Source organism: Bartonella sp. B30(2025), from assembly GCF_053793825.1.
This window is the reverse complement of the sequence record NZ_CP200034.1, coordinates 156,852-176,513: the sequence shown is the minus strand read 5'-3', so window position 1 is coordinate 176,513 and position 19,662 is coordinate 156,852. Positions and strand designations below refer to the sequence as shown.

The following is a 19,662-nucleotide window of genomic DNA, read 5'->3' as shown; positions in this document are numbered from 1 at the left end:
CAGAGCACCTTCCCATCACAGATACAATTTATTATTTCATCATAACGTTTGGATAATAAAAGCACAATTTTCATTCCATCTATCCACTACATGGAAGCGCTTCGATAATAACAAATGCCTGAGCCCAAGGAAAATCATCCGTTAAGCTGAGGTGGATAACAGCATCATAATGAGGGAGCAATAACTTTTGCAGTTGCACTTGTGCTTGATTTTCTAATTTCATAATTGGCTTTCCAGATGGTAAATTAACCACTCCCATATCTTTCCAACCCACACCGCAAGCGATTCCTGTTCCTAAAGCTTTAGCACATGCTTCTTTGGCAGCAAATCTTTTGGCATAAAAAGAAGATTTTTTTTGAACTTTTTCAGATTTTTTCTGCTCAATATCCGTAAAAACACGTTGAACAAATCGGTCACCATGACGAATTAATACTTTTTCTATGCGCCTTATATCAATCAAATCATTTCCAAGACCGACTATCATAAGACATTACTCCAATTTTCTTGCGCCAAGCGTCTTTTTTTCATAATCTTTTGATATCGTTTATGTTGAAAACGAACTATTGCTCTATAGACACCTACATAAGATAAACTACCAAAAATAAGACCTAAAATGATACCTCCTATGACCATTGGCATCATAATAGAGTTCCACGCATCTTCAAAGAGCAGAGATACATTTGACAACGTTAAACCATCAAAAAGAGTGCGAACTTGAGAGAAAGAAATCTCATTCACATCGGCACCGCGGAAAAATGATAAGCACAAATAGCCTATCTTATAATCTGCCATAACGATAAATAAAAATGTAAGTGGATTAGAAAAAACAGTTCCCAAAATCGCCGCTGCAAGGCTTCCACGCAAAATCCAAGAAAAAAGTACAGCCAAAATCATATGTACACCAAAAAGAGGCGAACAGGCTAAAAAAATACCAATAGCAAATCCTAATGCTACTTTATGCGGCGTTGCAGATATACGCAAAACACGCTTATACATATAGCGAAATGAGCGAGAAAATGAACGACGCGGACAAAATAAAACTCGTATACGTTTTACAAAATCTACTGATTCCCGACGATGAAAAAGCATATGATTCTCAACACATATCTTGAAAACTGTAAAAACAAAATAATCGACGCGATTCCAAATAACCGCGTTGAATTTTTGCACAAAAATAAAAAAATATCAAAAACAATTAAACATTTTAAATACCTCGACTTCCTGGCTTCACCGCCGGAAGCATAGCAAGATCAGAAGGAAGCATATCACTAGCATAAGATTCTACTTCATATTCAGCAAGTGCTATCAATGGAACACCGACATCAACCTTACCACCAGAACGATCAACTATACATGCACTTGCTACCACATCCGCTTCTACTGCAACTAACGCTTCAATTGTTTCACGAATAGAAAGACCCGTTGTTACAATATCTTCAACAACCACAACTCGAGCACCTTTCTCAATTTCAAAGCGGCGTAACTGAAATACACCATTTACACGTTCTACCCAAAGAGAAGGTATACCGAGATGTCGTGAAGTTTCATACGATGGAATAAGACCACCAATCGCAGGACCAACAACATAATCAATTTTTTCCTTAACACATCTCTTAATTTTTTCAGCTAATCCATGACACAATTTTTCCGTTAAATCAGCATGCATGAATACTTTTGCTTTTTGCATATAAATAGCACTATGGCGACCTGATGTTAAAATAAAATGTCCTTCCATAATAGCATCTGCTTGTTTAAAAATATCAATCACGTCTTGTGTATTCATTGCAAAATTTCTCATTCTTCACCCATAAACTCGATGCACTGCACTAACAGAACTAGCTTCTTTTAACTGAGAGAAAATACGATTCAAATGTTTTAAATCCCAAACTTCTAAATCAATCATAATCTCTGTAAAATCTGGTGCTGCACATACAAAAGATACATTTTGGATATTAGCGTCGTTTGTTGAAATAACTTGCGTAATTTCCGCCAAAGAGCCAGGACTATTAACAGCTAAAACACTTATCCGAGCGGGAAAACGTTCACTCATTTGAGCGTCAATATCCCAGCGAACATCAATCCATCGTTCTAACTGATCATCATACGCCATTAAAGCTGAAGATTGTATTGGATAAATAACAATCCCTTCACCTGGTTGCATAATGCCAACAATTCGATCTCCTGGAACCGTTCCCTCAGGAGAAAACCTAACAGGAATATCTCCACGCATTCCCCGAATAGGTAGTGCTTTGTATTGATACTCATTTTTTGCAAGTGCACCATTTTCATTTTCTGGAACTTTAAAAATCATACCTTGAGCATTTTCGATATTAAACCAACCTTCTTCTCCAGGCTTAAAAAACGATTTTTGTACTACACGCTGATCTTGATAATCAGGATAAACCGCTTTAAGAACATCAGCAGAAGATAACTCACCGCGTCCAACAGCTGCCAAAACATCTTCAACATCTTTACGTGCCAAACGTGGCAAAAATTGTTTAAGAATATCTTTTGAAAATTGTTTTCCTACATATTCAAATGAACGTTCAAGAATACGATATCCAAAACCCGAATATTGCTTATGTACCTCTGCACGAGTTGCTTTACGAATAGCTGAACGTGCCTTCCCCGTTACAACAAGAGATTCCCATGCGGCAGGTGGAATCTGAGCTTGCGAACATATAATCTCAACTTCATCACCATTTTTTAATTTTGTTATTAAAGGCATAATGCGACCATTAATTTTTACACCTACACAAGAATTACCAATGTCGGTATGGACTGCATAAGCAAAATCAATAGGTGTCGCTCCCGTTGGAAAAGCAATTAACCGTCCTTTTGGGGTAAAACAGAAAACTTGATCTTGAAAAAGCTCAAGCTTTGTATGTTCTAAAAATTCTTCCGGACTATCTCCATCTGATAAAGACTGAATAGTTTGACGTAACCATGCATAGGCCTTAGTTTCACTTGATAATTTTGAAATCGAATAATTAGAACCATGATCTTTATAAAGAGAATGCGCAGCAACCCCATATTCAGCTATTTCATCCATAGCAGCAGTTCTAATCTGCAATTCAACACGTTGTCGTGAGGGACCTATAATCGTTGTATGGATGGAACGATAGTCATTTTGCTTTGGTATAGAAATATAGTCTTTAAAACGACCAGGCACCATTGACCACGTAGTATGAATAATACCAAGAACACGATAACAATCATCCACTGTTTCAACAATTACGCGAAATCCAAAGATATCTGACAATTGTTCAAAAGATAATGCTTTACTTTCCATTTTACGAAAAACTGAATAAGGTTTTTTTTGACGACTTCTAACATCAGCTTTAATACCATGTTCAGAAAAAAGCTTCGTTAATTCATTTTCAATTCTAGAAAGCAAATCACGGTTGCGCATTGATAACTCAGAAAGTCGATTGGTAATCGCACGATAACCTTCTGGATTTAAATAAAAGAAAGAGAGATCTTCCAATTCTTCGCGCATATCCTGCATACCCATACGCCCCGCAAGTGGCGCATAAATATCCATTGTCTCTTCAGCAATTCGCCTGCGTTTATCATCGCGCATAACACCAAGTGTGCGCATATTATGAAGGCGATCTGCAAGCTTAACTAAAAGAACACGAACATCATCAGAAATAGCAATAAAAAGCTTCCGAAGATTCTCTGCCTGCACTGCCTTTTTTGATACAAAATCGAGTTTATTAAGCTTTGTCAGTCCCTCAACCAACTTACCAATTTCAAACCCGAAAAGCTGATCGATTTCTACGCGTGTAGCGCTTGTATCTTCAATAGTATCATGTAAAAGCGCAACAGCAATTGTTGCTTCATCCAACCGCATATCTGTTAAAATAGCAGCCACCTCTAAAGGATGGGAAAAATATAGATCACATGAAGCACGCTTCTGATGAGCATGCTTTTTCATTGCATACTCATAAGCTTTATTTAACAGATCCTTATCAACGTCAGACTTGTAACGTTGAACACGCTCAACAAGTTCGCACTGACGCATCATAAAAGCATATCCTTTATACTGTCACAACCGAATTCTTATCAAATTTCATAAAAAAGATAAGAAAAACAGATACCTCCCCTTGGCAACATGCATTTATTTTCGTAATGTGAGTGATAAAAATTAATAGTCGTCACTTTTTTCCGGAACAACCAAACCTTCAATACCAGCTAACAGTTCTTCTTCCGACATGTGATCAAACGTGCTTCCTTCTTCTAATGAAGATCCCAAAACACTCTCAGTCTCACTCGAATGAGCAATAAATTCACTTGCCATTTCTGGTTCATCAATTTCCACATGTTTTTGCAATGAATGAATCAAGTCTTCTTTTAAATCAGCAGGCGATAGCGTCTTTTCTGCTATTTCACGTAAAGCAACCACCGGATTCTTATCATTGTCACGATCAATCGTAATCTGCGCACCTTGTGAAATCTGACGTGCCCGATGCCCAGCTAAAAGCACCAATTCAAAGCGATTATCAACTTTATCAATACAATCTTCTACCGTTACGCGAGCCATTTATGCCACTTCCTTAAAGATTTCAAAATTTCATGTGTAATATACATTTACTGTATAATATATACAATAATCAAAATAAAACACAAGAAAACAAAAAAGTTTCATTTTTTTTGTCACAAGTGCTGTGCCGGTAAAACTTTTTTATGCTTCATATAAAATACATACAGTCTACTTAAAACAATATAACACAGATGCTTTCTTAAAATAAAAAGCAGCAGCGCTTATTTCTAATAAAAAATGCTCTTTGATGAAACACCGGCTTTTAAAACAAAACAAATATTTATTATTGTTTGCTTCATCAAATCAATTGCTAAAAAACTGTTTCGCTTTACAACAATAATAAGTAATGATTTTACGCATAAGCCATATTGCAAAATAGTTTGTTTATATTCATTACAAAGTTGTTTACAAAAACATATTCTGTCATATAGCTTATAAATGGATTAAGAGGGTTTTTTATAAAAAATGACCAATACCTGTCACTATGAATAGCCAGTTAACATCGCTTTGTCCAGAGCCGTCAAAAGATTGCGACTTATGTCCCCGCTTACACAAATTCATCGCTGATTGGCGTATTAAGGAACCAAGCTGGTATAATGCACCAGTGAACCCATTTTTTCCATCTAAAGGTGCAATGACAACACGTCTCTTGATTATCGGACTTGCTCCTGGATTACGTGGAGCAAACCGAACTGGACGCCCGTTTACTGGTGATTATGCTGGACAATTGCTCTATTCCACTTTAAAAAAGTTTGGCTTTGCTCAAGGCACTTTTGAAGAAAGAGCAAATGATAGTCTCGAGTTGATTGACACAGCAATTGTTAATTCAGTCCGCTGTGTTCCGCCAGAAAATAAACCTACTGGTACCGAAATTAACACCTGTCGGTCTTTTTTTTCGCCTCTTTTAACAAACCTTCCAAAACTTAAAGCGGTTATCACTCTTGGCACTATTGCGCATCATTCAACTATACGTGCCTTAAATGCTAAAGTTTTAGCACACCCTTTCAAACATGGGGGAATAAATAACATTGGCAGATTACGCATATTTTCAAGCTACCATTGTTCACGTTACAACACCAATACTGGTCGATTAACGGACGCTATGTTTCATCAAATATTTCAAGAAGCAAAAATATATTTAGATAAATGCTAAAATGTCCTTACCAGCATTATAAAAATAGATATACAAACTCATTTTGCTATACATATCTTTTTAAAAGTCTTGCTTTTTCACGCCCCCAGTCCCGCTTTTTTTCTGTCTCACGTTTATCATAAAGCTTTTTTCCTCGAGCTAAAGCGATTTCTAATTTAACACGCCCTCGCTCATTAAAATAAAGTTTGAGCGGAACAATAGTCATTCCTTCACGAGAAGTTGCGTTAAAAAAACGTGCCATTTCACGTTTTGAAATTAATAATTTACGCAAACGACGCGGTTCATGATTAAAACGATTAGCTTGCGTATATTCAGGAATATAACTATTAACTAACCATAATTCCCCATTTTCAAAACTAGCATAGCTTTCAGCAATATTAGCATGATTGGAACGCAAAGATTTTACTTCCGCTCCTTGAAGTACAAGACCAGCCTCCAAATTACTGAGAATCTCAAAATTGAAACGAGCTTTACGATTATCGGCAATTATTTTTCGTACTGATGCGTTCTTTTTTTTATTCATTGTTGCGTCAATATATCATTTTACTCTTCAATAAGCCCAGCGTGCTGCAAAGCCGCATCAATAATTTTCTTCGTAGAATCTGTCAACGAAACAATTGGTGAACGAACAGTATCACTACAAAGCCCTAATTTTGCAGCTGCATATTTAATACCTGCAGGACTTGGCTCAACAAATACTGCACGATTTAGAGGCATTAAACGATCATTTAAATTAAGTGCTGTCTTATAATCGCCACGATAACAAGCATCGTGAAGATCTGCATAAAGATTTGGAGCAACATTAGATGAAACAGAAATGCACCCCATCCCTCCATGCGCATTAAAACCTAATGCTGTACAATCATCCCCAGAAAGCTGTACAAAATCCTTACCACATTTTTCGCGCTGTTCACTAACACGTTCAATTTTGCTCGTTGCATCTTTAACGCCAATGATATTTTTAAAGTCCCGATAAAGGTCCCTCATAGTTTCTACTGTCATATCAATAATAGAACGTCCAGGGATATTATAAATTATAATTGGGATAGAAATAGCTTTCGCAATAGAAGAAAAATGCGCATATAAACCGCGCTGATTAGGTTTGTTATAATAAGGCGTTACAGCCAAAACTGCGTCTGCACCTACCTTTTCTGCATGTTGCGCAAAGTCTATAGCCTCGCTTGTACTATTTGAACCTATCCCAGCAATAACAGGGATACGTTTAGCAACTTGCTCAACACATAATTCTATAATCCGCTTATGTTCTTCATGACTTAGAGTTGCTGATTCGCCTGTTGTACCAACAGGACTTACGCCATTAATACCCTGTATAATCTGCCATTCAACAAAATTGCAAAATGCTTTCTCATCAATAGCTCCATTATCATCAAACGGTGTAATAAGCGCTGTCACGGCTCCTTTGAGCATGATGAACTCCTATAATATTAAACTTATTCAAAAAATGCCTTTATAACCTTTATAATTTACTAATAATCCATTATCCAATTATTTAATAATGAAGCATAATCTTGCTCTATTATTGAAGCAAGGTGAATTTAACAGAAGTCTTCACAATATTGACTAATACTTCTTCAATTCTAAACCTTTCCTTAAAGCTTAGATGAAATTAACTTATTTTTTATGCTTCTGTTTTAGAAATCTTACTGGTTAACAAAAAGCGAAGTCTTAAGGTGTGTTCTCTATGCGTGTGTTTCCCGCCTCCTTTTTTTTACCATATTTTACTACACTTATACTGATAACAAATATCTTGTCTTCAAACGCACTTGCGCAAAGAATTCCGCTGCAAGAGAAAGTACCAGTTCCTTTAACTCGACCTCAAATTTTTGCTATTCAAAAAAATCCTATTCCGCAACTAAAAAACACCTACACACCAATCCACAACATTGCTACATTCAATCAGCTAAAAGCTGGTCTATACGCGTTATCAAACAATGACATTACAAAAACGATCAATATTCGTAATGCAATGACAAAAAATAGCCTTGACCGTCGTATTTTAACATGGGCTATCAGTATATCAGGAAAAAGCAATGTACCAAGCTCGGAAATATATAATGCAATTAATGAATTAAAAGAATGGCCAGGTATGGACATCATGCACAACAATGCTGAACGTGCTTTCATTAATGAAACCCATTCTACACTCTTAATTATTCAAAAATTTTCTCACCACCCTCCTCTCACAGCAGAAGGTATGGCTGCATTTGCTCAAGCGCTTATTTTAACGAAGCAAATGACTCGCGCACGACAAATTATCGCTCCATGGTGGCACAAAGCAAAACTCAATGCAAAAGAAGAAGAGCTTGTCCTTGAAAAGGCCGGCTCCGCACTACATCCTATCGATCACCTGAAACGCATGCAATTCATGCTTTATGCACATCGAATAGCGTCAGCTAAAAAAGTTGCAGAATTAGCTCATGCTCAGTCTCTTTTTGAGGCATTTGTTGCTGTCGAAAAAAATGATCCTAGGGCTGTGCAAAAATTACAAGCTGCGAGTCACTCATGGCGAAAAGATCCTCTTCTACAATTTACTGAAATTCGCTATCTTCGCAAAATTGGTCAATATAATGCAGCAGCAGCACTCATGATGAAAACTCCCAGAGATTCATCAAGTCTTGTTAACCCTGATGCATGGTGGATAGAACGACGTGTCCTTTCTCGCGAAATGCTTGATTTAAATAAACCTGAAACAGCTTACCAGCTCGTTACAACTCACACTGGCATAACATCTTCATTAACTGTAGCTGCCGATGTTGAATTTCACGCAGGATGGTATGCACTCCGATTTCTCCATAATCCTAAATTAGCAATGCACCATTTTTCTCTCATTCCTCAATTTTCTTCTACGCCCCTCTCAATATCTCGTGGATACTACTGGATGGGAAAAACAGCAAAAGCTTTAGGACAACACAAAGATGCCCAGCATTATTTTCACCGTGCTGCTCATTTTAAATCAACTTATTATGGTCAATTAGCCGCCTCACATCTAAATCTAAAAAAGCTCAGCATCTCTTTTCCTAAACCAACCACAGCAGAGCGGCAGCGTTTTAGTGCACGGAAAGCTACTCAAGCAATTCAACGACTTGAATTAGCTGGCTATGATAATTTTGCTAAAATTTTTTATAAAGGACTTAGTAAAAAAATAGAAAGCACTGGCGAATTAGCCCTTCTGGCTGTTATGGCAGAAAAAAATGGCGACTATCACACCAGTCTTAAAATTGGGAAAACTGCCGTTTTTCAGGGGAAAAATGTCGGTGCACTTGCTCACCCTATAGGTGCCATTCCAAAATCAGTCAATATTTCTGCAACAAAAAAAGCACTTGTTTATGCTATCGCTCGCCAAGAAAGTGAATTTAATCCAACAGCTATATCAAAAGCAGGCGCACAAGGCATATTACAATTACTACCAACCACAGCAAAAGCACTTGCCAAAAAACATTCAATCGCATGGTCATCAACAAAGTTTAGCAATGACGTTAGCTATAATGCTACACTAGGCGCTTACTTTTTAGGTGATCAATTAGAATATTTTAACGGATCCTACATATTAACCCTTATTGGTTATAATGCGGGTCTCCGTCGAGCTAATGAATGGATAAAGCGTTATGGTGATCCTCGAGGACAATCTCTTGATAAAGTTATCGATTGGATAGAACGTATCCCCTATACAGAAACACGTAATTATGTAATGCGTGTTATGGAAAATTATGAAGTCTACAAGGCAAGACTCACAGGAAAAGCAGATATAAAGGCTGATCTTGTTGCTGGTTTATAATATAATGACGTGCTCCACCCACCCATAAAGTGATTTCTTTCATTTTCTTACTTATCAATCATAAAGTTGAGATAACTACAAAGGCAAACAGCAAAAATAAATCAAAACAATCCTGTAAAATTAGCTAAATATCAATGATACTCTAATAATTTTATTTACCTTTGAGGGTGGTGGCAACGGAACAGTTTTAACACGTTGAAGTGCTGTCATAGCTAATCGATCAAGTTCCTTATCACCAGAAGACAATACAATACGACTGGAAAAAATATCTCCCTGTTCGCGGACTCTAAATTCTAATTGCACCGTTCCTTTTGCACGACTGGTACGTTGTCGAACAACATAATTTTTTTGTTTTTCTAGTTGTACCTGTACTTTTGCTAACCACTCCACCAATAACGCATTCTCACGAGCGCCAGCGTCATCATCATAACTAGCAATAGACCTATGCCTTGTTTGTTTATCAAACTGTTTTACTACAGTTTTTATTTTTTGTATTGGTTTTTGGGCAGGAATTTTATGTTCTATTTTAGGGACAGGTATTGTAAGATTATTTTTTTCCACAATATCTTGAACTTCTTCTGTTTGATCCTCACCAACTGATTCTGATATCTTTGACTCGCTTTCTAAAAAATCAGACTGCAACACTTCCGGTTCTGTATGAACATCTGTATCTGTATCAAAACTTGATAAATCTGGATTGATATCTAGATTTATGATTTCTTGATCTTGTGCAAAAGTAAGCATAATCGTCTGCGAAAGCGTACCATTTCCTACGCCAGTATTCTTAAAATAAAATTTTGCTCCCAATCCTACATGCAGTGAGAACGCACCAACAAACGCACAAATCCACAAAATTGATGACTGTCTAATATTTGCAAAATCCATAATTTTTCACCGCTATATTAAATTTAGCACTGGAGCTCACTTCTATTAGAACAGGCTATTTCAAAAATGCAATTTTTTTCTTGATTGATTTTGTCATGTTTAATATGGTTTTCTTATGATTTTATTAACTTAAAATCATTTTGATTAGCTGGCTGATTCTATTGTCAGAAAATCAAATGTTTTTATATTATGTAAAATTTTGAGCCATATGGAGGGGGCATTAAAGAAAAGGTTATTAGTGTTATGCTAAAAAGACGAGAAAATATCTATAGGAAGTACATAATTTTAAGCGCACTTTCAGTTTGTATACCTTCATTTGCGTTTGCCCAAAATAATGACAAGGATATTGTCACTGAACTCCAACCGATAATCATTAAGAATAAAAAAATAGAAGATGCTTCAAATTCAGTTACTATTCTGACAGATCGCAAAACTGCTGTAGATCTTGAAGAGAAGCAAATAAACGATATTCGAGATATTAGTCGTCTTGACCCATCTATAAGTTATAATTCCAAAAAAAATAGCTTTATGGTTCGTGGTTTAAGTGGAGACCGTGTGCTCACAACAATAGATGGTATTTCCCTTCCGTGGTTTGAAGACCTCGTACGTGGAAGAGGTGGAAATACTACATTTGACTTTAATGCACTTTCTACGCTGGATATAATTGAAGGATCAGATTCTAGCCTTTACGGATCTGGTGTATTAGGAGGAGTTGTTGCTTTACGTACCCTCGATCCCGAAGATCTGATTACTGGAGAAAAAAAATGGGGAGGACTTGTAAAAGCTGGTTATGATACTGTAGATGATAGTTGGCGTGTAGATCAAGCCATTGCAGTACGTAATGCCCAAACATTTGTATTGTTTCAAGGGTCTCGTACAGAAGGTCATGAACGTAAGAATATGGGAACTGTAGAAGGCTATGGAGAGCGCTCCCGTCCAAACCCTGTTCATTTTGACCAAACTAATTTGCTTTTTAAAATTCATCAATATTTTGGTGATAATGATAATCACAGAGTTGGTCTGACAGCAGAGCGTTTTGCTCATCACAGGAATACTCATTCATTGAACGCATCCTCAAGATATTCCCCAGGTTCTGTTCATGATAAAGATAATAAACGTCGTGACCGCTTCTCTCTTTCTTATGATTATAACGGCAATGGAGACACTTTTTTTGACGTATTCCATGGACAGTTTTATTGGCAAAAACAGCTCAATAATCACATTATGAATGGCTATCGTGTAAGTGCACCAAAAGGAGAATATTTAAGGGATAATATTGTACGTGATACCAATTATGGTTTCAATACAAATGCTTTGAAAAAAGTGGATATTGGTAGTCTAAGTCATACATTAAAGCTTGCTACTAATATTGTATTATCTCAATTTCACCATTACATGTTTGGTAAAGACAACTGCCATTTAGCAGAAAATACACATGGATGTGCCTATTTACCAGCTAACCGCTCAGAATCACCAGATACAAATAGTTATAATTTTGGTGTTGCTTTAGAAAATGAAATTAGTTTTGCTGGTAATTTTTTCCGTGTAACACCTGGAATTCGCTATGATTGGTATAAACACACCCCTCTAAAAACAGCCTCTTATGAAAAAGCTCTCCATTTTGAAGGATATCCTAAAGAAAGGAGTGGTTCACATTTTTCTCCTAAATTGCGTGTGGAATGGGATATTCATAATCAAGTAACATTTTATGCACAATGGGCACAAGGTTTCCGTGCACCGAGTGGTTCTGAACTTTACCTTTCTTATACAAAACCCCCTCTCTACTATGTGAAAGGCAATCCTGATCTTAAGCCAGAAACAAGTAATGGGTACGATGTTGGTGTACGATATGGAAATGCCAATTTGGGCGGTTCTGCCGGCGCCTTTTTCAATCAATATAAAAATTTTATAGATACCATGGATAAAGGACCATCAGAAGAGTTCAGTCATGCGCGTCAACATTATATGAATCGGACCAATGTACGTATTTGGGGTGTTGAAACAAAAGCACATTTGATTTTTAATAGTGGTCTTCGTAGCAATTTTGCCCTTGCTTATTCACAAGGCAAAGACCTCGACAAAGATGATTATCTCAATTCAATTCCGCCTTTAAAAGCAATTGTTGGATTAGGATACGCAAAAGAATCTTGGGGAACAGACGTCACACTTACAGTAGCAGCTAAACATGACAAGGTTTCTAAAGAAGCTGATTATCAAAGAGTTCCAGGATATAAAGTTGTTGATGTCTCCAGTTGGTGGAAACCATTTGGCGAAAAGGGACCACTTATAAGAGCTGGTGTTTATAATCTATTTAACGAAAAATATTGGGATGTCTCAGATCTTCCTACCAGTAAAAGTAAAACACCAAAGGATTATTACAGCCAACCAGGTCGTAACTTTAAAGTATCATTGGTACAAAAATTTTAGACTTGTCAGTTAATTATCAGATTAATTTAAGGTTATACCCATAAAAGAATGAGTAATTGTGTTTTCACTTCTATTGTTTTTGAATCATAAAAATTAGAAATACAAGCTTTAATTACTCATTATTTATCGATTTTTATATTATGTTATTGATAATAATATATTATTTTTAATGGGTTGAATTATTCTTGGCAATATTTCAACTCATTAATTTAAAATTCTAAAATTCAATAATTAATTCCCCAAAAATCATAGTAATTAAAATAAGGAAAGCTCATGTCCTATACAGCAGAAACGATCATCCGTCTGCATAAAGAAAAAAAAGAGCTGCATAATCGCGATTTTGCAATCTCTATTGGCATATCTGAAGCGGAACTTATTGCGGCTTATTGTACGATTGGAAAAGCAAAAAGACTGCAAGCTAATGTTGCTACTTTCTTAGAAAATGCTCCCAAACTTGGAACAGTTCTGGCATTGACACGCAATGAATATGCTGTTCACGAAATAACAGGATGTTTTGAGAAGATTATTCAAAACCAAGATGTTTCCCTTACGCTTGGCGAGATTGATTTGCGTATTTTTTTTAAACAATGGAAATTTTGTTTTGAATATGACATGACTATCCTTGAAAAACCTACAAAAAGTCTACAATTTTTTAATCAATACGGCGATGCTATTTTCAAGCTTTATTCTAAAGACGAAACCCATATGGAAGAATGGGCTAAACTCGTAGACAAATTGTTTCATGAGGATCAATCATCTAGTCTTGATATATCTCATCATTTACCTGCAACAAAACACGATATCTCAAATCTGGATATTGACAAATTCCGAGATAGTTGGCGCAAAATGACCGATGTACACCAGCTTAAAAACATTATTTCTGAGTTTAAAATTACGCGCAATGACGCGGTAAAATATGCTGGGAATGAATTTGCAGATCAATTAAAAATAGAATCCGTTGAAATCATGCTTAATCAAGTTGCACAACAAGAAGTCCCAATTATGTGCTTTGTTGGCAATAAAGGATGTATTCAAATTTTTAGTGGGAAAATAAAAAACATTAAACAAGTAAAGTCTTGGCTTAATATTCTGGATCTAAAATTTCACATGCATTTATTAATTTCCGGTATTGATAATGTATGGCGTGTCCGCAAACCTACGAGTAATGGTTATGTCAGCTCACTTGAAGTTTTTGATAAAAACGGTGAAATGATTATTCAATTCTTTGGTGTGCGAAAAGAAGGAAAAGAAGAGCGTGAAGATTGGCGAGCTTTACTGAATAATTTGCCTTTAATCTAGAAAACAGCAACAACTTAGAAAGGTTAAGCTGGATATGTTTGCACCTCTTTTGCATAAAATTTTTAGCTTTTTTCTTATTAGCATAATTTTCTTTTTTACCTCTTTTTCTAAACAGGTAGTTGCCGAACCCACAACACATTTTTCTGAAAATGCGCGGATTGTTTCTATTGGTGGAGCACTTACAGAAATTGTCTATGCATTAGGAGCCCAAGATCGGCTTATCGCCCGTGATAGTACAAGCCTCTACCCACAAGAAGCACTCAGACTCCCTGTCCTTGGATATATGCGCGCTCTTTCACCTGAAGGCGTTTTATCGCTAGAGCCAGAAGGTATATTGCTTATTGAAGGAAGCGGTCCTCCTTCAACAATTGATATTCTCAAAAAAACATCAATACCTTTAGTGATTATACCAGAAGATTACTCACGTGAAAATGTGATAAAAAAAATTCGCCTTGTTGGAAAAGCTCTTCAAAGGGAAATGCAAGCAGAAGTATTGATTGAGAAAGTAAATCGTGACTTCATAGAAAATGATGCACTTTTAGCAAAAATCACACAACCAAAACGTGTCCTTTTTGTTTTATCCGTACAAAATGGACGGGTTATGGCATCTGGCACAGGTACAGCTGCTGATGGTATGATAAAACTTTCAGGTGGGATCAATGCTGTCTCCGATTATAAAGGATATAAACTTCTAAATAGTGAAGCTCTATTGAAATTGAATCCCGATGTTATTTTGCTTGCCAAGCACGGTAAAAAACCTGTCAACATCGATCAAATTTTAGCCATACCAGCCATACAAGCAACAACTGCAGCAAAAAATAATGCCATTAAACAGATGGATAGCATGTATCTTTTGGGATTTGGTCCACGCACTGCAAACGCATCAAAAGAAGTTATTAATACACTTTATGGTGCCAATCAAAATAATAAGAGCTAATAAAAATGGTAGATAGTACATCTATAGTGCATAAATCTAAAAAAAAAGCGAGGGAAAAGATAAGCCGTGCAAATTTGAGAAAAATTTTATTATTAAGTTTAATAATGTTCCTTATTTTAAGCATTTTTGGAGGGCTCTTGAATGGTGCATCAAATGCTTCCTTTCTTAATCTTATTCATACAATGCTTACGCAAGATTTTTCGGCATGCAGTAAAACGCGCGATTATCTCATACTTATAGATATAAGACTTCCTCGTGTTATCCTGGGATTATTAATTGGTGCTGCTTTAGCTGTTTCTGGTGTTCTCATGCAAGGTCTTTTTCGTAACCCTCTAGCAGATCCTGGAATTGTAGGCGTATCAGCAGGAGCAAGTCTTGGAGCTATTTTAGCAATCGTTGTTGGTATTGCTTTTCCTGTTTCAGTTTCATCCTTTTTAGAACCTTACAAAGTTGTTATAGGTGCTTTTTTTGGTGGACTTTTATCAACAATCACCCTTTATGTAATAGCAACACGTCATAACTGCACATCTATTGCAACAATGCTTTTAGCAGGCATTGCTCTTGGTGCTTTGAGTAGCGCTGTTGTGGGAACTTTAATTTTTATAGCAAATGACCAGCAGTTGCGCGACATTACTTTTTGGAGTCTTGGTTCTCTTGCTGGTGCCACGTGGTTAAGGGTTTGGCTGGTTACTCCTTTTATCTGTGTTGGACTTCTTTTTGCTCCTTTTTTATCACAAGCACTCAATGCTCTTACTCTCGGAGAAGCAGTTGCTAGCCATATCGGTTTTCATATCCAGCGAATTAAAAATATTGCTATTTTTCTCGTTGCGCTTATGTGTGGTAGTGCAGTTGCTGTTAGTGGTGGTATTGGTTTTATAGGTATTGTTGTTCCGCATATTTTGCGCCAGCTCATTGGTCCTGATCATCGCTATCTTATTCCTTGCTCCGCTTTATTAGGAGCATCATTACTCATTTTTGCCGACATATTTGCACGCTTAATTGTGGCACCTGCAGAATTGCCAATCGGAATTGTGACTGCACTCTTCGGTGCACCTTTTTTTCTTTGGATCCTTATATGTAAACGAGGAACAAATTTATCATGATCGAAGCAATCAATATCTGCGTTCAACGCGGAAAAAAACAGATCCTTCATCACATTAACCTACAAGCAAAAAGTGGGAATCTCACTATCATTATTGGACCCAATGGATCAGGCAAAAGCACCTTTGTCAAAGCATTGAGTGGAGAACTCCCCTATAAAGGAAAAATAACCTTAAATGGTTATGATGTTGTTCAAACAAAAGCTCCCGAAATGGCAAAAATGCGTGCAGTTCTACCACAATCAACAACTTTAGCATTTCCATTTTTAGTTCGTGAAGTGGTAGAACTTGGTCTCTCTGTAAACAAATTCACTATTGCAAAGACTGAATTGCGTCATCTTCCCCAAAAAGCTTTAAGACGCGTTGGTTTAGCTGATTATAGCGACCGATATTATCACCAATTATCAGGTGGAGAACAAGCCAGGGTACAGCTCGCCCGTGTGCTTTGCCAAATTTGGGATCCCGTTTATCATGGTATCCCTCGTTGGATGATATTGGATGAACCTATTGCTAATCTCGACATTCAACATCAACTTGTTGTGATGGATATTGCCAAAAGTTTTGTACGCTCTGGTGGTGGCGTTCTTGCGGTTCTTCATGATCTTAATCTTGCAGCATATTATGCAGATAAAATAATACTGCTAAAACAGGGAGAAATTTATTGCGAAGGAAATGCCTCTACTGTTTTAACAACGCAAAATTTACGCTCTGCTTATCATTGTTCTTTAACTGTTTCTGAATTACCTAAAGAAGACATTCCTTTTATATTACCACAAACTGCAGCCTCTTTATAAAATGAGTCATTTTTTTAACTATTTGATTGAATATAAAAAATAAACTGAGCCATAAAACAAAATATACAAATATGAAAATCGTTTTATTTTAAAGTTAACTTTTTACAGCAAACAACATGACAAGTATGTTGCTCATGTTGTGTTTACCAAAAAGCAAAAATAGCATAATTTTTAGAGATTTTGATTTGCAATCATTTGCATATTAGCATTACAAATAGTTAACTTGCTTAATAACAATTACTCAATTTTTTTTACTCTCAACTATCTGAATTAATAGTATATAAATAAATTTGCTGGAAGTGACGCAGATTTTCTCCGCGTCAACTTGAAACCATCTTAGTAAAAAATCATTATTTGATCAAATCTTATGATTTTATAGCATAAACAACTGTTGCATTAACAGGTCGTGTTTCTGCATCACCAGTTGCGAAAATAGTTGCTTCATGCGTATGTATACCAGCAGGTTGTGTTATTCCTGACTTTGTTTGCACACTATAATTTTCATTATGCATGCCAATGTGACCAGGAGGCCACGCAACTGTGGAATAGGAAAAGTTATGTGTGTGTTCCCCTGCAGATTCAATAGTGCAATCATGCGTATGCGATTTTATGCTATCTTCTTGCATATCAGCAAAATTTCTATTTTTGTCTAAGCCTCGACCATCATCAAAGCCACGTAAAAACATCCCTCTAAAATCGGGAACTTTAAAAGTTGTATCGCTGTCTTTACCCCATTTATCGCCTATTGCCTCAAATAATTGCGGATAATCTTTGCGATTATAGGTTGCACCATCACATAAAAGCCAACCTCTCGGCAGTTCTTGCATAGCAAAGGTAGCAATAAATCCTGCAGGGAAGATTATTATTTTGGGCGGTGGAAGAGGAGTAGGATTTAATAAATACCACCCCTCATGGTCTTTTATTGATGTACCATCATTATAGACTATTTCATAGATACCGCCCTTTTGTAGCTCACCACCTTCTAAAGGTACGAGACCAGTACTTATGGCTTTATAGAGTGACTTTTCCCCTATATTATTAACATTTATTGTAGTGGGACCAACATTTACATTACAAGCTTTAAAACGTATGATAATATCATTCCTATATTTTGCTATAGGTGAAATTGTTCTTAACATAATTGATGTTGTGTTATTTTCTGTATTAACAATAAATTGTGAATCAATAGAACCTCCACTGTCTGCAAGATATTCACGCACACGCTGCATCATTGCTCGTGCACTATCATTAACAGAACTAGGTGGCTGGCCTTCTGCCCAATTAATGATATGGTCTGAATTCGCATTTTCATCAGCCGTTAGCGACCAATCATAAATATCAGACATTATAATCCCCCCTTCTTTTTCAACAAAGCTTATAGCTATTTTTTTTGATTATATTGAGACAACCAACTGTCTTTTTGATTGATAGACCTATTCATTGGCTCAATCTGTAAAGTGTATTAAATTACAAAAACTCTATTATAGTTGGTTTGATACATTATTTTTTTCTGTACAATACATATTGAATTATTTCACTTCTTTAATTCCCTCGCATTTAGCAGGTTAAGTTCACCACACCTCCTTCTTTAATAAAAATAAAAATCCTTTACTTGCAATGTAACCACTTTATGTTTATGCTACACTTTGTTATCATTGCTGGCTGTGACTGTTTAATGCGTTTTAAGAAACTATCTTATTGTTATACAGGCTATAGTTTGTTACGCAGTCCTACGCATATTATTCGTAACATTCTCCGTTATGACTCATATAGCCCACCACTGAATGCGATTGTCTTCTGGACCAATAAACAATGCTAAAACGCGGAAAACTTTGATAAGACTGTACTCAAAAACGTAATATCCTTCGTGTACTGTCTGTACTTATATTTCACTTTCGCACTTTGAAAATTAGTAATAACTGCGGTCTTTTCCCCGTAATTGCAGATCATCCACAATAAACTGATATATTTTCTCTCCATTGAAAATAAGATAAAATTTTTATGAATAACCCTCTTTATCAAATACATTAAAGAAAATTTATTTGGGATTTTTTATACTATCTACCACGTACCCATTTACACGTAGAGTTCCTTTTAAAATATCTCGTTTTATTAAACTGCTTCTGAAAATTGTCTTTAAAAGTCAGCACAAACATTCTTCTTGAATCCGCTCCCTTTCAACTTGATACCTCACTGAGGATATGCCTATATGATAAATTTTCATGCTTTTCACACAAAAATATTATCTTCTGCACTCCACAATGCTTGAAGTTGCATCACATATTTCTTACAAAACTTGAAGAATGCGCTGAGTTTAATATAAATTCTCAGAACGCTTACTTACTAAATCATGTCCTATGAAAAGCCTTTGCTTTCTAAGCTCATGCATTGTAACTTATTTTCCCCCACACGCGATAAAAACAGCGTTCAATATATTCTAATATATATAAAATCTTTTTGCAAGAACAACAAGAACAATAATTTCTTTAGAAAAGCTAACAATACCAACATCACCAACATTTTTCTCAGGTGACATTAAAATAAACACTCATAAGGTTATTGTGGTAAATCAATTTATAATAAGCAAGCAAACCATAAAAAAGACACCCTACAGATTTGATACTCACAACTTTATTATCATAATCAAGAAAGTTTAAAGATTCGCAACCATTATGCGTTTAATTGATAAGCACCAATCTTAATAAAACAGCCTATATATTTTTTA

Annotated in this window: 16 protein-coding genes; 7 read left to right on the top strand and 9 right to left on the bottom strand. The window is 36.0% G+C overall.

All coding sequences use genetic code 11. The features are described from left to right. Window positions 1-79: 79 nt before the first annotated feature. From acpS to rpoZ, 5 genes are all read right to left on the bottom strand, one after another. A complete protein-coding gene (gene acpS / locus V4P55_RS00745) occupies window positions 80-484 on the bottom strand; it encodes a holo-ACP synthase (RefSeq protein ID WP_455474495.1) in 405 nt (134 codons plus the stop codon). Further along, entirely contained in the window at window positions 481-1,089 is a 609-nt protein-coding gene (locus tag V4P55_RS00740) for a DUF2062 domain-containing protein (RefSeq protein WP_455475086.1), read from the bottom strand. Before V4P55_RS00740 ends, acpS begins: the two co-directional genes overlap by 4 nt. Before the next feature lie 115 nt (window positions 1,090-1,204). Further along, the gene (gene pyrE, locus V4P55_RS00735; RefSeq protein ID WP_455474494.1) at window positions 1,205-1,783 is read right to left on the bottom strand and encodes an orotate phosphoribosyltransferase; all 579 of its coding nucleotides are present in this window, start codon (window positions 1,781-1,783) and stop codon (window positions 1,205-1,207) included. Window positions 1,784-1,801: 18 nt separating this feature from the next. After that, window positions 1,802-4,030: a RelA/SpoT family protein gene (locus V4P55_RS00730; protein WP_455474493.1), complete on the bottom strand. Its 2,229-nt coding sequence runs from the start codon at window positions 4,028-4,030 to the stop codon at window positions 1,802-1,804. A gap of 120 nt (window positions 4,031-4,150) precedes the next feature. Continuing rightward, window positions 4,151-4,546, bottom strand: coding sequence for a DNA-directed RNA polymerase subunit omega (rpoZ, locus tag V4P55_RS00725; protein WP_455474492.1), 396 nt, complete (start codon window positions 4,544-4,546; stop codon window positions 4,151-4,153). 484 nt (window positions 4,547-5,030) lie between these two features. Between rpoZ and V4P55_RS00720 the strand changes: the two genes are divergently transcribed. Further along, window positions 5,031-5,699 carry a uracil-DNA glycosylase gene (locus V4P55_RS00720; protein ID WP_455474491.1) on the top strand — a complete coding sequence of 223 codons (669 nt, stop codon included), beginning with the start codon at window positions 5,031-5,033 and terminating at the stop codon, window positions 5,697-5,699. Window positions 5,700-5,745: 46 nt separating this feature from the next. Here the strand turns inward: V4P55_RS00720 and smpB are convergent, their stop codons facing one another. Both smpB and dapA read right to left on the bottom strand, forming a co-directional pair. Continuing rightward, a complete protein-coding gene (gene smpB, locus V4P55_RS00715; RefSeq protein WP_455474490.1) occupies window positions 5,746-6,222 on the bottom strand; it encodes an SsrA-binding protein SmpB in 477 nt (158 codons plus the stop codon). 20 nt (window positions 6,223-6,242) lie between these two features. Further along, entirely contained in the window at window positions 6,243-7,127 is an 885-nt protein-coding gene (dapA, locus tag V4P55_RS00710) for a 4-hydroxy-tetrahydrodipicolinate synthase (RefSeq protein ID WP_455474489.1), read from the bottom strand. Between the two features lie 274 nt (window positions 7,128-7,401). Here dapA and V4P55_RS00705 point away from each other — a divergent pair, with 274 nt between their 5' ends. After that, a complete protein-coding gene (locus V4P55_RS00705) occupies window positions 7,402-9,495 on the top strand; it encodes a lytic transglycosylase domain-containing protein (protein ID WP_455474488.1) in 2,094 nt (697 codons plus the stop codon). Between the two features lie 120 nt (window positions 9,496-9,615). On the opposite strand, the gene V4P55_RS00700 is transcribed toward V4P55_RS00705, so the two are convergent. Continuing rightward, a complete protein-coding gene (locus V4P55_RS00700; protein ID WP_455474487.1) occupies window positions 9,616-10,380 on the bottom strand; it encodes an energy transducer TonB family protein in 765 nt (254 codons plus the stop codon). Between the two features lie 243 nt (window positions 10,381-10,623). Between V4P55_RS00700 and V4P55_RS00695 the strand changes: the two genes are divergently transcribed. From V4P55_RS00695 to V4P55_RS00675, 5 genes are all read left to right on the top strand, one after another. Next, window positions 10,624-12,807, top strand: a complete 2,184-nt coding sequence (locus tag V4P55_RS00695; RefSeq protein ID WP_455474486.1) for a TonB-dependent hemoglobin/transferrin/lactoferrin family receptor — start codon at window positions 10,624-10,626, stop codon at window positions 12,805-12,807. A 273-nt stretch (window positions 12,808-13,080) separates the two neighbouring features. Next, window positions 13,081-14,106, top strand: a complete 1,026-nt coding sequence (locus V4P55_RS00690; RefSeq protein WP_455474485.1) for a hemin-degrading factor — start codon at window positions 13,081-13,083, stop codon at window positions 14,104-14,106. Window positions 14,107-14,140: 34 nt separating this feature from the next. Continuing rightward, window positions 14,141-15,043 carry a heme/hemin ABC transporter substrate-binding protein gene (locus V4P55_RS00685; RefSeq protein ID WP_455474484.1) on the top strand — a complete coding sequence of 301 codons (903 nt, stop codon included), beginning with the start codon at window positions 14,141-14,143 and terminating at the stop codon, window positions 15,041-15,043. A 5-nt stretch (window positions 15,044-15,048) separates the two neighbouring features. After that, the gene (locus V4P55_RS00680) at window positions 15,049-16,146 is read left to right on the top strand and encodes a FecCD family ABC transporter permease (RefSeq protein ID WP_455474483.1); all 1,098 of its coding nucleotides are present in this window, start codon (window positions 15,049-15,051) and stop codon (window positions 16,144-16,146) included. After that, the gene (locus V4P55_RS00675) at window positions 16,143-16,937 is read left to right on the top strand and encodes a heme ABC transporter ATP-binding protein (RefSeq protein ID WP_455474482.1); all 795 of its coding nucleotides are present in this window, start codon (window positions 16,143-16,145) and stop codon (window positions 16,935-16,937) included. The genes V4P55_RS00680 and V4P55_RS00675 overlap by 4 nt, the downstream gene beginning before the upstream one ends. 365 nt (window positions 16,938-17,302) lie before the next feature. Here V4P55_RS00675 and V4P55_RS00670 read toward each other — a convergent pair whose 3' ends face one another. After that, window positions 17,303-18,283, bottom strand: a complete 981-nt coding sequence (locus tag V4P55_RS00670; protein WP_455474481.1) for a phage tail protein — start codon at window positions 18,281-18,283, stop codon at window positions 17,303-17,305. Between the last annotated feature and the right edge of the window lie 1,379 nt (window positions 18,284-19,662).

Excerpts from the sequence above, each read along its gene's own strand:
- acpS (WP_455474495.1), bottom strand. The coding sequence starts at position 484 with ATGATAGTCGGTCTTGGAAATGATTTGATTGATATAAGGCGCATAGAA.
- V4P55_RS00740 (WP_455475086.1), bottom strand. The coding sequence starts at position 1,089 with ATGCTTTTTCATCGTCGGGAATCAGTAGATTTTGTAAAACGTATACGA.
- pyrE (WP_455474494.1), bottom strand. The coding sequence starts at position 1,783 with ATGAATACACAAGACGTGATTGATATTTTTAAACAAGCAGATGCTATT.
- V4P55_RS00730 (WP_455474493.1), bottom strand. The coding sequence starts at position 4,030 with ATGATGCGTCAGTGCGAACTTGTTGAGCGTGTTCAACGTTACAAGTCT.
- rpoZ (WP_455474492.1), bottom strand. The coding sequence starts at position 4,546 with ATGGCTCGCGTAACGGTAGAAGATTGTATTGATAAAGTTGATAATCGC.
- V4P55_RS00720 (WP_455474491.1), top strand. The coding sequence starts at position 5,031 with ATGAATAGCCAGTTAACATCGCTTTGTCCAGAGCCGTCAAAAGATTGC.
- smpB (WP_455474490.1), bottom strand. The coding sequence starts at position 6,222 with ATGAATAAAAAAAAGAACGCATCAGTACGAAAAATAATTGCCGATAAT.
- dapA (WP_455474489.1), bottom strand. The coding sequence starts at position 7,127 with ATGCTCAAAGGAGCCGTGACAGCGCTTATTACACCGTTTGATGATAAT.
- V4P55_RS00705 (WP_455474488.1), top strand. The coding sequence starts at position 7,402 with ATGCGTGTGTTTCCCGCCTCCTTTTTTTTACCATATTTTACTACACTT.
- V4P55_RS00700 (WP_455474487.1), bottom strand. The coding sequence starts at position 10,380 with ATGGATTTTGCAAATATTAGACAGTCATCAATTTTGTGGATTTGTGCG.
- V4P55_RS00695 (WP_455474486.1), top strand. The coding sequence starts at position 10,624 with ATGCTAAAAAGACGAGAAAATATCTATAGGAAGTACATAATTTTAAGC.
- V4P55_RS00690 (WP_455474485.1), top strand. The coding sequence starts at position 13,081 with ATGTCCTATACAGCAGAAACGATCATCCGTCTGCATAAAGAAAAAAAA.
- V4P55_RS00685 (WP_455474484.1), top strand. The coding sequence starts at position 14,141 with ATGTTTGCACCTCTTTTGCATAAAATTTTTAGCTTTTTTCTTATTAGC.
- V4P55_RS00680 (WP_455474483.1), top strand. The coding sequence starts at position 15,049 with ATGGTAGATAGTACATCTATAGTGCATAAATCTAAAAAAAAAGCGAGG.
- V4P55_RS00675 (WP_455474482.1), top strand. The coding sequence starts at position 16,143 with ATGATCGAAGCAATCAATATCTGCGTTCAACGCGGAAAAAAACAGATC.
- V4P55_RS00670 (WP_455474481.1), bottom strand. The coding sequence starts at position 18,283 with ATGTCTGATATTTATGATTGGTCGCTAACGGCTGATGAAAATGCGAAT.